The organism is Streptomyces sp. NPDC030296, from assembly GCF_055572815.1.
Genome location: NZ_JBVICQ010000013.1, coordinates 175,370 through 189,053, shown reverse-complemented (window position 1 = coordinate 189,053; position 13,684 = coordinate 175,370). Strand labels below are relative to the sequence as shown.

The 13,684-nt window shown below is 69.8% G+C and carries 12 protein-coding genes and 1 pseudogene; 6 read left to right on the top strand and 7 right to left on the bottom strand.

All coding sequences use genetic code 11. From position 1 onward, the window contains the following. Window positions 1–4: 4 nt before the first annotated feature. A complete protein-coding gene (locus ACZ4Z3_RS32595; RefSeq protein WP_468504398.1) occupies window positions 5–697 on the bottom strand; it encodes a GAF and ANTAR domain-containing protein in 693 nt (230 codons plus the stop codon). Between the two features lie 302 nt (window positions 698–999). Here ACZ4Z3_RS32595 and ACZ4Z3_RS32590 point away from each other — a divergent pair, with 302 nt between their 5' ends. After that, window positions 1,000–3,066 (top strand): alpha-L-fucosidase, encoded by a 2,067-nt coding sequence (locus tag ACZ4Z3_RS32590; RefSeq protein WP_468504397.1) that lies wholly within the window; start codon window positions 1,000–1,002, stop codon window positions 3,064–3,066. A 1-nt stretch (window position 3,067) separates the two neighbouring features. Here ACZ4Z3_RS32590 and ACZ4Z3_RS32585 read toward each other — a convergent pair whose 3' ends face one another. Continuing rightward, entirely contained in the window at window positions 3,068–4,081 is a 1,014-nt protein-coding gene (locus ACZ4Z3_RS32585; RefSeq protein ID WP_468504396.1) for an ArsR/SmtB family transcription factor, read from the bottom strand. A gap of 215 nt (window positions 4,082–4,296) precedes the next feature. Continuing rightward, window positions 4,297–4,458 (bottom strand): hypothetical protein, encoded by a 162-nt coding sequence (locus tag ACZ4Z3_RS32580; protein ID WP_468504395.1) that lies wholly within the window; start codon window positions 4,456–4,458, stop codon window positions 4,297–4,299. Window positions 4,459–4,734: 276 nt separating this feature from the next. Between ACZ4Z3_RS32580 and ACZ4Z3_RS32575 the strand changes: the two genes are divergently transcribed. Beyond that, on the top strand, window positions 4,735–5,115 hold the full coding sequence (locus tag ACZ4Z3_RS32575; RefSeq protein WP_468504394.1) for a hypothetical protein: 381 nt from the start codon (window positions 4,735–4,737) through the stop codon (window positions 5,113–5,115). Between the two features lie 79 nt (window positions 5,116–5,194). Here ACZ4Z3_RS32575 and ACZ4Z3_RS32570 read toward each other — a convergent pair whose 3' ends face one another. Together ACZ4Z3_RS32570 and ACZ4Z3_RS32565 are read right to left on the bottom strand one after the other, a co-directional pair. Beyond that, complete coding sequence (locus ACZ4Z3_RS32570; RefSeq protein ID WP_468504393.1) at window positions 5,195–6,592, bottom strand: M1 family metallopeptidase; 1,398 nt, start codon at window positions 6,590–6,592, stop codon at window positions 5,195–5,197. Between the two features lie 95 nt (window positions 6,593–6,687). Next, window positions 6,688–7,797 carry a protein kinase family protein gene (locus tag ACZ4Z3_RS32565; RefSeq protein ID WP_468504392.1) on the bottom strand — a complete coding sequence of 370 codons (1,110 nt, stop codon included), beginning with the start codon at window positions 7,795–7,797 and terminating at the stop codon, window positions 6,688–6,690. A gap of 115 nt (window positions 7,798–7,912) precedes the next feature. Between ACZ4Z3_RS32565 and ACZ4Z3_RS32560 the strand changes: the two genes are divergently transcribed. Together ACZ4Z3_RS32560 and ACZ4Z3_RS32555 are read left to right on the top strand one after the other, a co-directional pair. Continuing rightward, the gene (locus ACZ4Z3_RS32560; protein WP_468504391.1) at window positions 7,913–8,677 is read left to right on the top strand and encodes an alpha/beta fold hydrolase; all 765 of its coding nucleotides are present in this window, start codon (window positions 7,913–7,915) and stop codon (window positions 8,675–8,677) included. Between the two features lie 295 nt (window positions 8,678–8,972). Beyond that, complete coding sequence (locus ACZ4Z3_RS32555) at window positions 8,973–9,938, top strand: YihY/virulence factor BrkB family protein (protein WP_468504479.1); 966 nt, start codon at window positions 8,973–8,975, stop codon at window positions 9,936–9,938. Between the two features lie 105 nt (window positions 9,939–10,043). Here ACZ4Z3_RS32555 and ACZ4Z3_RS32550 read toward each other — a convergent pair whose 3' ends face one another. Then, complete coding sequence (locus ACZ4Z3_RS32550; RefSeq protein ID WP_468504390.1) at window positions 10,044–10,583, bottom strand: hypothetical protein; 540 nt, start codon at window positions 10,581–10,583, stop codon at window positions 10,044–10,046. Between the two features lie 287 nt (window positions 10,584–10,870). Between ACZ4Z3_RS32550 and ACZ4Z3_RS32545 the strand changes: the two are divergent. Further along, a pseudogene (locus ACZ4Z3_RS32545) lies at window positions 10,871–11,089 on the top strand (helix-turn-helix domain-containing protein); the annotation flags it as partial. A gap of 186 nt (window positions 11,090–11,275) precedes the next feature. On the opposite strand, the gene ACZ4Z3_RS32540 reads toward ACZ4Z3_RS32545, so the two are convergent. After that, window positions 11,276–11,800 (bottom strand): DinB family protein, encoded by a 525-nt coding sequence (locus ACZ4Z3_RS32540; RefSeq protein WP_468504389.1) that lies wholly within the window; start codon window positions 11,798–11,800, stop codon window positions 11,276–11,278. Window positions 11,801–12,250: 450 nt separating this feature from the next. On the opposite strand from ACZ4Z3_RS32540, the gene ACZ4Z3_RS32535 reads away from it, so the two are divergent. Further along, window positions 12,251–13,609 carry a glycoside hydrolase family 43 protein gene (locus tag ACZ4Z3_RS32535; RefSeq protein WP_468504388.1) on the top strand — a complete coding sequence of 453 codons (1,359 nt, stop codon included), beginning with the start codon at window positions 12,251–12,253 and terminating at the stop codon, window positions 13,607–13,609. Window positions 13,610–13,684: the final 75 nt, after the last annotated feature.

The following is a 13,684-nucleotide window of genomic DNA, read 5'->3' as shown; positions in this document are numbered from 1 at the left end:
CCGGTCACTTCTGGTCGGTGTGCTCTTCGCGCACCCGCTGGGCGACGTCCCGCAGCTTGACGTTGTGGTGCTGGGAGATACGGCGCAGCACGTTGAACGCCTCGTCCTGGCTCAGCCGGTGGCGCTCCATGAGCATGCCCATGGCCTCGCCGATGGCGTGCCGCGTCTCCAGGGCGTGTTCGAGCTGGTCGATGGTCCGGGCGTCGGCCAGGGCGACCGCGGCGTGGGAGGCCAGCAGCCACCCGGCGGTCTCGATGTCCTGGCCGAACGCGCCGGGCCGGCGGGAGTACAGGTTGAGGGCGCCGAAGTCCTCGTCACTGGTGTAGAGCAGCACACCGGTCATGCTGCCGATGCCCAGCTCGCGGGCGTGGGTCGCGAACCGCTCCCAGGCGGGCTCGGGCCGGGTCAGGTCCGCTATCCGGTACAGACGCTCGCCCTCCTTCCGGCGGGCGAGGTCGAAACAGGGCCCCTCGCCCAGCTCGCCCTGAAGGCGGTCGCACTCCTGCACCATGTCCCCATAGGCGGCCAGGGTCACGGCCTGGCCCTTGCGCACGGCGAGGATCCCGGCCGCGTCACAGCCGTCGACCAGTTTCACCGCCGACGCCGCGATCTCGTCCAGCGTCGCCTGGACCGAGTCCTGAGCCAGCAGATTCCGCGCGAGCAGAGCCATCTGCTCCGCGTACTCCCGCCACTCCATACCCACCACCCGCCTCGCCGTCGGTGCCGTCACAGTACCCCCGGCCGCACCGAGCACCGCCGTGCCGCTCGGCTCCCGCCCAGCCGGTTTCTGTCGGCAGTCGCTCCACCTTCGGTGATAGGTCCTACGTATATTCGCACCCCTTGGCTGAGGGAGCGACCCCTCGGCTCATGTTTCCCTGTGAACCAGCATGTATTTCCAGGGGATCGGTTCAATTGTCGTCCGAGCTATAGACGTGACCCTGCCCGGTCTCCTATAAATCCATCCGATGTCTTCGTGCCCCTGACACATGGAGCCGCGCCATGTCCTCCACCCCCCTCAGCAGACGCTCTCTGATGAAGGCCGCCGCCCTTGCCGGAGGAGTGGCGGCCTTCGGGCTGCCGCAGGCCCTGTGGCCCGCCACCGCCGAGGCGTACACCGTCCCCTCGAAGATGGACTGGTGGTACCAGGCCCGGTTCGGGATGTTCATCCACTTCGGGTCCTACTCACAGCTCGGCCAGGGCGAGTGGGTGTTCTCGCAGCGTCGGTGGAGCAAGGCCAACTACCAGACCCAGGTCAGCCAGAAGTTCAATCCGACCCAGTTCAACGCCGCCGCCATCGCCGAACTGGCCAAGAACGCCGGCATGAAGTACCTCGTGATCACCGCCAAGCACCACGAGGGCTACGCGATGTGGAACTCCGACGTGGCCGGCTTCACCGACACCACCGGCACCAAGCTGTACAACCTGCACGACTACAGCGGCTTCCAGACCGACCTGCTCGGGGGCCTCAAGAGGGAGTGCGAGAGCCGCGGGATCAAGTTCTGCCTGTACTACTCGATCCTCGACTGGAACCATCCTTCACAGACCGACCGTCACGAGGGCGGTCTCACCACGATGTCCTCGCAGGCCGCGCGCACCGCCTACATCGCCGACATGAAGGCGCAGCTGCAGGAACTGCTGGACCGCTACGATCCGGCGCTGCTGTGGTTCGACGGCGACTGGTCCGGCGAGCCTTCCAGCCCCACCCTGGAGGACTGGTGGCTGAAATCGGACGGCGTCGGCCTCTACAACTGGCTGATCGCCCGTAAGCCCGGCCTCATCGTCAACGAGCGGGTCAAGCGGGACCTCGGTCTCGGTGACTACGCGGTCGCGGAGTTCGGGGTACCCGCCCAGCCGATGGACCGACAGTGGGAGAAGTGCGCCACCATGAACGGCTCCTGGGGTTACAACGCGGACTTGGAGAACCGTTACAGGCCCTTGAAGGACATCGTCCGGGAACTCGTCACGGTGGTCTCCCGGGACGGCAACTATCTGTTGAACATCGGCCCCACGGGCGAGGGCCTGGTCACCCCCGGAACGGAGTCCGTCCTGAACGGCCTGGCCTCGTGGATGTCGACGTACAGCGACAGCATCTACGGGACCAGCGGCAGCCCGTTCGCCTTCGAACCGGGGTGGGGGAAGGTCACCAAGAAGAGCGGCAAGCTCTTCGCCCATGTCTTCACCTGGCCCACGAACGGCCAGCTGCGGATCCCGGCGCTCGACAACACGATCCGCCGCGTCTATCTGCTGGACAACCCCTCGGTCTCGCTCTCTTACACCGTCGGCGGCGGCACCATCGACGTCACCGTGCCGGCCACCGCGCCGGACGCCAGCGTCTCCGTGGTGTGCGTCGAGGTCCAGGGCTTGCCCATCGGGGTTTCCACGTCGGCGACGGTGTTCCAGAACGTCAACTACCAAGGCACCAGCGCCCTTCTGCCGCTGGGCAGCTACACCTCCGCCGAGCTGTCCGCCGCAGGCCTGGGGCCCGCCCTGGCCTCCTCCATCCTGGTGCCCGACGGCTACCAGGTGACGGGCTACTCCGGCGACAACTTCACCGGCACCGCCTGGACGTTCACCTCGAACACCCCCGACCTCGTGGCGACCGGCAACAACGACGCCATCAGATCGCTCAAGGTGGCGTTCAGGCCCGACAACTACTTCCGCCTGATCAATGTCACCAGCCGCTTGGCGCTGGACAGCGGCGGCGATGTCGCCAGCGGCTCGAACCTGAAGCAGTGGCAGCCGATCAACAACTCCAATCTCCAGTGGCAGGCGATCGAACTCGGCAACGGCTACTACAGGCTCGTCAACCGTGCCAACGGCATGGTGGCCGACGGCTGGGGCTCCACCACCAACGGCGATCCGGCCCGACAGAAGGCCTGGGACGGCAGCGACACGCAGCAGTGGCGGATCACCCCCCGCGGCCAGGGCCAGTACTCGATCGCCAACCGCAGCACGGGACTGGTCCTCGACAGTGGCGGCACGGTCGCCTCAGGTTCCGTGACCAAGCAGTGGACGTGGCTCCGGAACAACAACCTGCTCTGGACGTTCCAGCCGGTCACCACCTGACTCAGGACGCCGTCGCGTGCGGCGGGAGTTCGCCGCGGAGCAGCGCCGTGCCCAGCGGGGTGAGCGTGTGGACGACCTGGGAGCCGGTACGCCGGCTGTGCACGAGGCTCACCTCGCGCAGGGCCGTGATGTGCTCGCTCGCCGAAGGCGCGGAGATACCGAGGCGCTGGGCGACCTCCCCGGTGGTCGCGGTGGTGTCCAGGGCGGCCAGCACACGGGCGCGGGTCCGGCCGAGCAGCGTGGCCAGGGCTTCGGGGCGCCGCTCGCGGGTGGCGGGCGGCGCCCACGCCGGGGGATGGGTGACGGGGTAGGCCAGGACCTGCGGCAGGGAGGGGTCGGCCAGGGCGATCGGTGTCCTCCAGCAGAAATGGGAGGGGATGAGCCGCAGACCGCGCCCACCGAGGTGGAGGTCCCGGTCCTCCGGGTAGCGCACGTGCAGCACGGGCGGCCGCCAGTCCATCAGCGGACGGAAGGAGTCCAGCAGCCCCTCCACGCCACGATCGCGCAGGACGCGTGTCCGCAGCGCCCGGTCGGCCTCCGTGGTCCCGGCCGCCCCGGTCCAGTCCGGCGTGATGATCGTGCGGTGCACCAGACGGAACGCCGTCGCGACCTCCTCCATCCGGTGCGCCTCGCCCTCGGCGAGACGGTGTGCCCAGCGCGGCAGCGGGTGGGTCCGCGCCAGCCGGTCCATCTCCTGCCGCAACTGCGGCTTGGGCGTGGCCCGCAGTGCCTCCAGCGCGGCGTCCATGCCGTCGGCCGACGCGCCGGGGGTCAGGAAGTCGGGCCAGTAGCCCGCCGAGGCGGGGGCCAGGGCGGACAGCATCCGCACCGGCCCCACCAGGTGACTGTCGGCGAGGCGGGCGCGGGCGTCGCGCCGCCAGGGGGCGAAGACCGGCAGTCCGCGCCGTGGCGCCGTCAGCTGGTGCAGACCCAGCAGTGTCTCCCACACAGGGTCTGGCTCCCGCGCCAGATGGACGCGGGCCAGGTCCCTGTCGGTGAAGTGAATGCGCAGCACCTTGTTTCTCCGGTGTGATGGTCGGCGCCGGGACACACGAGAAGTCGGGTGTGTCCTCGAGGAGGTGGGCTGCCCGGCCCCGTGCGAAAGGGAGACCGCGGGCAGCGATGAGACGCCCATAAGGGCGGGCGCGGCGACGGGCCGTCCGTGCGGACCCTCGGGGAGCGGGTGCTCCGCGTGATGTCGTCCGGTGGCGGTCGGCCCGGGCGCGGCCGTCACTCGGGCGGGCGGTCGTTCCCGATTCCGTCCGCCCGGCAGCCCTCGCTCCGGTCCGGCACCCGGTTCACGCCGGAGAGCAGGCGTGTCTTCATCCCGTCGTCCCCCTCGATCAACTGCTGCGACCGCCCCGCGCGCCCGGTGGTCAGCCCGGTCGGCACGGCGGTCCCCCCAGGGTCGTACAGCGGCACCCCGTTTGTCAGGAGACCAGCGGTGAGGAAAATGCGCACGATCGGTGCAGCGGCGCCCCCGGTCGCGGGCGGCGCGGACCTCCGGGTTTCGGTCCTGGCCGAAAGGGAGCGCGCACGGGCTCCGCGGGTCGGCAGGCTTCGGTGCGGGACCGGATCCGAGCGAGAGGGCACACCCGGCAGGGGAACGGGGGCCACCCGGCGGCCGGCCCCGCTGAGACATGCCCTGACAGGGAGAGGAACGTTCGTATGAGGTTTCGTTGGCTTGTCGCCACCGCCGGCCTGGCCGCGGCGATCGGCACGACCGTCGTGTCGCCGTCCGCGTCCGCCGCGTCCGGCTGCTGGCGGCACGAGGACGGCAACCGGTACTGGTGCAACAACGTCTCCGGCGCCCCGGTGTACGGATCGACCGGCAACAGCCGTCTGTACCCCGACCCCAACCAGGTCGTCGGCGCGATGTTCTCCAACCCGAGCTGGTTCTACTGCAAGGTGGACGGTCAGGCGTGGGTGGGCGGGCCGCACCCGACGCGCTGGCTCAGGACCGTCGCCGACAACGGCGCGTACGGCTGGATGAAGGACACCTCCATCTACAGCGAGACGGACCCGGTGCGCGACTGCTACCCCTCGTGACACCAGGCTGCCGCGCCGCAGGGGCCCATCCCGGTCCGGCGCGGCAGCCGGCCACGGCCGCCGCGCCGGACCGGTGGTGTCAGCGGATGCGGTGCTGCTTCCAGAAGGGACCGAGATCCTTGCCGGTGACCGAGCGGGCGGCCTTCTTGAACGCGGCGGTCGTGGAGACCCCGTACCAGTGGTCCCGCGCGTACCCCTTGAGGAGCCGCGCCATGGCCGGGGCGCCGATGGCGCGCTCCAGGTCCGCGAGCGCGCAGGAGCCGGCCGAGTAGACGAGGTGGTACTGATCCCGGTGCTCGGCCCACCGGGCCATCGAGTCGGTGAGCGCGGTGCGGTCGTCCGGCCAGTCGATCTCGGACCAGCACCCGCGGGTGTCCCACCCGTAGAAGCGCGCGTTGGCGTACTGGGCGAAGCTCTCGTCGAGCCAGGGCGCGCTGTACTCGTCGTTGCCGACGATGCCGTACCACCACTGGTGCGCCACCTCGTGGACGACGGCGCTGCCCTCCTTCTCGGTGCCGAGGAGGACGAGGCCGGGGTACTCCATTCCGCCGCCGAACTCCTTGGTCATCACCAGGTCGATCTCGCCGTAGGGATAGCGGCCGAACTCCTCGCTGAACCGGTCGACGGCGCGGGCGCCTTCCTCGCGGGTCAGCCGGACCCCCGCGGCGGGCGTGTTCGGCGCCCAGTACGACTTCACGCGCACGCCACCGGCGGACGTCTCGGTCGCCGTGCGGAACGGGCCGGACGCCCACGCGAAGTCCCGTACCCGGTGGGCGACGCTGTGGGTGACGGTGCGTCCGGGTTCCCCGGCCCTGGTCCAAGTCCGCCCGGTCGCGGGGACCTTGAGGGCCGACGGGTGGTCGAGGCGGACCTGGAAGTCACCGGCCAGGCCGTAGTAGCTCTCACCGATCGGCACATGGGGGTCGAGGTGCCACCCCTTCGCGTCGTGCACGGCGAGTACGGGCAGGGCGTTGCCCAGGAAGCGGAACGCGCCCTCACGGCCGAAGCGGGCGTTGCGCCCCGGCACCGCGAGGGACACGTCGAAGGCGATGCTCGCCCGCTTCCCGCGTGCCAGCGGCTTCGGCAGAGTGATGCGCAGTGCCGTGCAGTTCACGGTGAGCCGGCCCGGAGTGCCGCCGCGCACCTTGGTCACGGCGACAGGTGACGGTCTGCCCGGCTTGCCGCACCCGTCGGCGCCGTTGCCCCACAGCCGCACGTACACCTCACGCAGGGGCCGTTCGGCGGCGTTGCGGAACGACACCCGCTGCCGGCCCTTCCAGTGGGAGCCGTCGGAGTCGCCGCGCAGGGTCACGTCGTAGCGCGGGCGATCGGGGGTCGCCGCCACCGGGCGCCCGGCTTCACCGCCGGGCTCGGCGACGGCTCCGGCCGCCGTGGCGCCCGCCGTCACGGACAGGGCGAGAAGAACAACCAGCAGACGGCGTAAGGCCGTTGAGGGCGATGGTGAGAGAGACGACATGCGAGCCGATCGTGCCACATCGCACGGACGGAACACCCCCGGCCCCCGGAAGCGAGGGGCCACGCTCCGCTTCGGCGGGCTGCTCCGAGAGGGGATCACATGACGGGACACCACCCCGACGCGCCGGCCAGTGCCCGTTCAACCTCAGTCGCAGGGAAGGGAGTTCGCTTGCTCCCGGTCAACAGGCGGTGATGGAAGTCGTCCAGGACGAGTGCGTGCGGAGCATGACGGTCGAGGACCGCGCCGATGTCGGCCGGGACGGCGGCGGGGCGACGGCCCTGGACCCATGCCCGCAGGAAGGCCGCGTGGTCCCTGCCACCCCGTACGTCGTCCGGCAGATGGTGGCGCAGCAGGTGGGCCGGCACGTAGGAGCGGTCGTACACGAGGTGAGCCGCGAGGAACTCACGCTCCTCGGCCGAGAGGTCGAAGTCGCGGCTCGACGCGAGCCCGAAGTCGGCGAAGTACACCTGTCGGCCGTCGGTGAGCAGATTGCGGAAGTGCGCGTCGAAGTGGACCATCCCGTGCGCGCTCATGAACTCCGTCCCCCGCCGCACGGCGTTCTCGACCCAGTGATAGGGCGACTCGCCTCCCGGCCCCGGCAGGGCGGCGCCCCGCATGTCGCCGAGCCACTCGGCGAGCGTCCCGGGCACATGCTCCAGGAAGAGCATCAGACTGAACGTGCACCTTCCGATGGCCTCCAGCCGACGGCGCACGGCCGGCGACCCCTCCCAGTGCGCCACCGCCCCCTCGACCCCGCCGAACTCATCGACGAAGCCGACGGGAGGGCGGTCCGGCAGAACCCGCCAGTGATACAGCAGCGGGAAACCCCCGTACGCGTTCGTCAGGACCCAGCCCGTCGTCATGAGGTGCGCGGCCAGCTCACGCCAGGCGCCGAAACCCGCCGACCCCAGCCCGTACTGGTAGAAGAGGGGAAGCTCGAACACGTTGGCCGTCGACCGCACGTGCTCCGGCAGCAACTCGACGTCCGTCAGCGGGACCAGCTTGACGAAGACACGTCTCCCCTCGACCTCCATCTCCGCCGACCTGCCGCCGATCCCGGACCCGAGACTCGGTGCGGCGGCCACCGCGTCCCGCAGTCGACGGTCGCTGAACAGGGACAGCCGTGTTCCCACGGCCGCGTACGAGGACACGCGCGCGGCGTGTGCCGGGTCGCTCACGTCCACCGGTGACTCCCTCTCCGACATCGAGACCTGCACGGCCGATCATGCCAGGGGGCGTGCGCGCCGCGCCGCCGGGAAGAGAGCCGAGGCACCTCTGGTCAGCCATGACGTGTCAGTGCCGTCTCCTACCATCCGCACCATGCGCGAGTTCTTCATGGTGGGCGGGCGGAAGCTGTCGTATCTCGACTTCGGGGGTCCGGGAGCACCGCTTCTCGCCCTGCACGGGCACTACAACGAAGCCTCGGCGTTCGCGCCGCTGGCCGCGGCACTGACCCCACGGTGGAGAGTGATCGCCCTCGATCAACGCGGGCACGGAGACTCCGACCGTACCCCCACCTACGAGCGGGACGAGTACGTGACCGACCTGGCCGCCTTCCACCGGCAGTTGGCAGCCGGTCCCGTGGCGGTGCTCGGACACTCCCTCGGTGGAGTGAACGCCTACCAGTTCGCGGCCCGCCACCCGGACAAGGTGAGCGCGCTGATCGTCGAGGACATCGGTGCGGTCGTCGACTGCGACTGGTCGTTCACCACGCGCCTTCCCGACGTCATGCCGTCCAGGGAGGCGCTGGTGGCCGCTCTGGGCACGGCGGCCCCCTATCTGGAGTGTTCCTTCCGGCGGACGGAGCGGGGCTGGGGGTTCTCCTTCGACACCGCCGACACCGTGGCCTCCCAGAAGGCCCTCAACGGCGATCACTGGGACGACTGGACCGCGGTGTCGTGCCCCACGCTGCTGATCCGTGGAACGCGCAGCGACGAACTGACGGCCGAGCACGCCGCCGACATGGCCGCCCGCCGCGCCGGCGGAGTCCGTCTCGCCGAGCTGCCCGCCGGTCACGTCGTCCACCACGACGCGCCCGCGCGGTTCGCCGACGAGGTCACCGCCTTTCTCGGCGCGTCCCGCTGACCAGCTGCTGCGCGTCAACTCCACAGCGCTCCCGTGGAACGGCAGCCACACCGACCTCTCCGACGGGGCGGGCGACCAGGGCAGCCGCCGAAACCTCCAGATCAACGGTCTCCGACTCGACAACGCCTGCGGCAGCTGATCGCCTACGTCTTCTACATGGAGCCGGCGAGCGGATCACGCCCCCGCTGACCCGGCACCAGGACCTCGACGCTCCTCCGGTTGTACGGTTTCTACCGGCGGCAAGATCACGTCTTATCGTCCGGCCGTGACAACGAGACAGGAGGAGCCGTTCGCGATGGGGACCGTCGTGCACGTCCCGCAGACCCGGGACATGATCGGGGAGGAGCTGTCCGGGGACGAGGCGCTCACCGCGTTGCGTCACTACGGAGGCCGTCGGCTCCTCCTCGACGCCTTCGCCCGCTTCCGCTATGCCGACGGGTTCACCAACGCCCGCTCGCTCGCCTTCCAAGTGGTCCTCGGCCTGGTGCCGTTCACCATCGCGCTGGTCGGCGTGGCCACGACGGTGCACACCGAGAGCGTGGGGCGGATCATCGAACTCACCCTGGGACGGATCGTCCCGGGCGCCAGCGCGAAGCTCGTCGAGGACGCCCTCGACGCCACGGCCCGCAGCGCCGGCTCCGGGGTGTGGAACGCCGTCGCCATGTGGCTGGGCCTGGCCTTCGCGGTGCTCAACCTCGCCTCGGCGATGGGGCAGGTGGAGCGAGGCGCCAACCGCATCTACGGCATCGAACGGGACCGCCCGTTCCTCTCCAAGTACGGGCGGGCCCTGCTGCTCGCCCTCGCGGCGGGCATGCCGATGGTCCTGGGCTTCCTCGTCCTCGTCGCCGGGGAAGCCGTGGGGAACGCGGTGGTGGAGGCCCTCGGCTGGTCCGAGCACTGGCTCGACCGGTGGCGGCCCCTCGAAGTGCCGCTGGGCGTGGCACTCGCCTGGATCGCGTCGGCGGTGATCTTCCGCTGGGCCCCGCGCAGGGACCAGCCGGGCTACACCTGGCTCGCGTTCGGCTCGGCGGTCCACCTGGTCCTGTGGGTCACAGCCACCTGGCTGCTGGCGCTGTATGTCGCCGAGAGCGGTTCGTTCGGCGCGGTGTACGGACCGCTGACGGCGTTCGTCGCCCTGCTGCTGTGGGCCAATGTGACGGGCGTGGCACTGTTCCTGGGCATCGCGTTCGCAGCGCAACTCGAAGCGGCCCGGGCCGGCATCACCGAGGCCGTGCAACCGGACCCGGGCCCGGGTCCGTGAGCCCCGGGCCCCGACCGCTGCCGTGCGGGAAGACGCCGCGACGACGCCTTCCCGCACGGTGCGCTCACACCTGCGGACCGGTGGGGCGGGGAGTGCGACGGCCGCTCAGTTCCAGGGGTTCGCGGGCTGGTCGTTGATCGTGGCCCAGAAGCGCGTGTTCGCGGGGAGGTACCCGTGGGCCCAGAACGACCAGCCGCCACTCGACTCCAGGTTGCTGCCGTAGCGGCCGTCGTGGAACTCGGCCATGCGCCAACCGGCGCCGTAGTACTGGACGCAGAGGTTGTTGGCGACGGCGAGGCTCGTCAGCGTCTTGCCCTGGACCGGAGGTGTGGCGGCGACGGTGCCACGAGCCCAGCCCGCGTAGAAGTCCGGGGTGATGCCGGCGGGCACGCCACTGCCGGTGACGCGCAGACACAGCACGGGCAGCGTGGCCGTGGCCGGGGTGTCGCCGTAGTACGGGTCGGTCGCGGAGTCCGCCCCCACTCGGACGGTGCCGTTCCCTGCGCCCTGGGCGAGCACGGTCCAGGTCATCCCGGACGGGATGGCGGACGGAGCGGCCGCGGCGGGGGTTGCCGCGGTGGGTAACAGTGCGAGCGAGGCGGCGGCCGAGAGGCCGATGACGCCCTGGCGGAGCAACTTCCTCATGGTACTCCTCGTGGCAGGCTCGACGAATGTGTGTGCTGGTCGGTGGTGCGGGATCCCGGCGCCGGAGCCCGAACCAGCATCCGACACGCACACGAGTCCGTCACGAATCCTTCACATCCATGGCGGCATGCAGTCGCAGATCGGCTCAAACAGCTCCTGTCACCCACGAGTAACGCCAACTGCTTCTCACAGTACGCAAGTTGGCGAACGCACCGCCGCCGAGGAAACGATGACGCGGCCCGGATCCCGGGCTCACCGGACCGGACGCGAGGCCGAGGGCCGCCGCCATGCTCTCGGCGGAGATCCTCCAACTCCCGCACAGGACCCGGCGCGCCGCCGACTACGCCCACCGACTCGGCCACACCGTCACGACTCTCACGCGAGCCTGCGCGACCGCCACCGGGCAGCCGGTGAAGCACGTCCTCGACGGCCGTGTCGCTCTGGAGGCCAGGCGTCTGCTCGCCCCCACCGACGAACCGGTGGCGACCGCCGCCCGCCGCCTCGGCTTCCCCGAACCCACCCACTTCGGCAAGTTCTTCACCCACCTCACCGGCGCGCCCCCGGCGCCCTCCGGCAGGCGCATCAGGGGCGAGCGGGGAACGCGGCCGACGGATCAGGCACTGTCGCGTGCACTGGAGGACCACGGCGATCCGAGCCCGGCCTCGCCGTCCTCGGGGCCGGGCGAGCGCGTCTTACGCCCCGGTGGCTCCGTCGATCCGCTCGCGGATGAGATCGGCATGGCCGTTGTGCCGTGCGTACTCCTCGATCATGTGCACCAGGATCCAGCGCAGGGAGACACTCGGACCGCCGGCGTGCCCCGCTTCCTGATCGGGCAGACGGCCGGAGTCGTCCATCGACGCGTCTGCGATCAGTGCACGGCCTCGGGCGATCTCCGCCTGCCAGGCGTCCGTCGCCTCGTCGAGTCCGCGGTCCGGCTGGAGCGCGAAGCCGTCGACATTGTCCGTCCCGAAGACAGGCGGCACGTCCTGACCTGCGAATATACGCCGGAACCAGTTGCGTTCCACTTCGGCCATGTGCTGTACGAGCCCCAGCAGCGTCATCGACGAGGGTGACGCCGGAAGCCGTAATTGCTCATCCTTGAGGCCCGCACACTTCAGGGCGAGGGTCGCACGGTGAAAGTCCAACCACGCCTCGAGCGTGGTGCGTTCGTCGGCGTGCGGGGGCGGTACAGGGCGTCCGTCAGGTGTCGTATGCATCGCCCCACCCTCACAGCAACGTCCATGTCCCACAGCCGTCTTCGCCGATGACGAACACGCGATTCGCCGGCGCCCGGGAACAGGACACCGCGCAGCGGCCGCTTCGCTGTACCCGCCCGTTCCGGTCAGCGCAGGAAGTTCGGCATCGCCTTCGGCGCCGACGCGTCAGGCTGGCCGGGGCGCGCGGCCTTGGACGTGAACCGGTGGCCGAAACACCGAATCGGCTCCCACCAAGCCGCACTTGGCCACGTCGGACATCGGATGTGTCAGGCGGCAGGGGCGAGATGGCTGATGTAAACGGAACGGAACCCGTCGGAAACATTGACGCGCCCGTGGCGGAAATCTATCTTCTGCACGAGCTGTCGCACAGTGTTCGTAATTCCGAACAAATCGGCATTCCTGTCACGGCGGTGATCGCTCAGGCGGCACAGGCACAGCCCGGAGGAAAAGTTGAGAAGATACAAGAGAACGCTGCTCGCCCTGCTGGGCCCACTGCTGCTGGTCCTGTTGGGCGTCCCCGCCCTCCAGGGCACCGCCGCCGCGGCCGCCCCGCCGGCCGGGCAGGCCACGCGGTACACGATGACCGCGTTCACCAACTCCAGTGAGTCGAACATGTACGTGTACGACTCGCCGGACGCCACCGGCTTCACCCTCCGCAAGGGCCCGGCGTACACCCCGCCGTCCGGGCTGATCCGCGACCCCAGCATCTTCAAGCACACCGACGGCTTCTACTACATCACCTACACCACCAACTGGACCGGGAACACCATCGGTTTCGCCCGCAGCACCGACCGGGTGAACTGGACGTTCCTGTACAACTACACGATCCCGATCAGCGGACTCACCCGCACCTGGGCACCCGAGTGGTTCGTCGACAGCGACGGCAGCGTCAACATCATCGTGTCGCTGACGACGGCGAGCACCGCCACCCAGTTCACCGCCTACAAGATCACGGCGACCAACTCCGCCCTGACCACCTGGTCGGCGCCCACCCAACTGTCCGGCATCGGCCCGAACTACATCGACACCTTCATCGTCAAGATCGGCTCCACCTACCACGCGTTCACCAAGAACGAGACGACGAAGTACATCGAGTACGCCACCTCCTCCAGCCTCACCGGCCCCTACACCTTCCGCAAGACCGGCAACTGGGCGGGCTTCGGTGACTGGGTCGAGGGCCCGGCCCTGGTCCCGCTCGACAACGGCGGCTGGCGCATCTACTACGACGGCTACAGCGCCCACAAGTACTGGTACAGCGACAGCTACGACAACTTCGCCACCTGGACGCCCCCGACCGAGCTGCCCGGCCTCACCGGCTTCGCCCGTCACCTCACCGTGCTGAAGGAAACCGTCCCCGGCGGTGTGACCCTGCCGACGAACACCACCCGGTCCCTGCAATCCGTCAACTATCCCGGCCGCTACGCCGTCGTCCGCTCCGACAGCCTCGGCTACATCGACCCGGTGACCGCGTCCAGCACCACCGCCGTCAAGCAGAGCGCCACCCTCACCGTCGTGCCCGGCCTCGCCGACGCCAACTGCTACTCCTTCCGCGACTCCGCCGGCCGCTACATGCGCCACTGGGACTTCCGCATCCGCTTCGACACCAGCAACAACACGGCCGTCTTCAACAAGGACGCCACCTACTGCGCCCGTCCGGGCAGCGTCGCCGGCTCCGTCCGCCTGGAGTCGTACAACTACCCCGGCCGCTACCTCCGTCACTACAACTACGAACTCCGGGTGGAGACCTACCAGGACACCGACACATTCCGAGCCGACAGCTCCTTCACCGCAGTGAACCCCTGGGCCTGACCCTGACCTGCCCATTCCTTGCCGTGCCGCCGCGGAGCCCCTCTCCGCGGCGGCACGGCCTTTCCACGGCCCGTG

Excerpts from the sequence above, each read along its gene's own strand:
- ACZ4Z3_RS32595 (WP_468504398.1), bottom strand. The coding sequence starts at position 697 with ATGGAGTGGCGGGAGTACGCGGAGCAGATGGCTCTGCTCGCGCGGAAT.
- ACZ4Z3_RS32590 (WP_468504397.1), top strand. The coding sequence starts at position 1,000 with ATGTCCTCCACCCCCCTCAGCAGACGCTCTCTGATGAAGGCCGCCGCC.
- ACZ4Z3_RS32575 (WP_468504394.1), top strand. The coding sequence starts at position 4,735 with ATGAGGTTTCGTTGGCTTGTCGCCACCGCCGGCCTGGCCGCGGCGATC.
- ACZ4Z3_RS32570 (WP_468504393.1), bottom strand. The coding sequence starts at position 6,592 with ATGTCGTCTCTCTCACCATCGCCCTCAACGGCCTTACGCCGTCTGCTG.
- ACZ4Z3_RS32565 (WP_468504392.1), bottom strand. The coding sequence starts at position 7,797 with ATGTCGGAGAGGGAGTCACCGGTGGACGTGAGCGACCCGGCACACGCC.
- ACZ4Z3_RS32560 (WP_468504391.1), top strand. The coding sequence starts at position 7,913 with ATGCGCGAGTTCTTCATGGTGGGCGGGCGGAAGCTGTCGTATCTCGAC.
- ACZ4Z3_RS32555 (WP_468504479.1), top strand. The coding sequence starts at position 8,973 with ATGGGGACCGTCGTGCACGTCCCGCAGACCCGGGACATGATCGGGGAG.
- ACZ4Z3_RS32550 (WP_468504390.1), bottom strand. The coding sequence starts at position 10,583 with ATGAGGAAGTTGCTCCGCCAGGGCGTCATCGGCCTCTCGGCCGCCGCC.
- ACZ4Z3_RS32540 (WP_468504389.1), bottom strand. The coding sequence starts at position 11,800 with ATGCATACGACACCTGACGGACGCCCTGTACCGCCCCCGCACGCCGAC.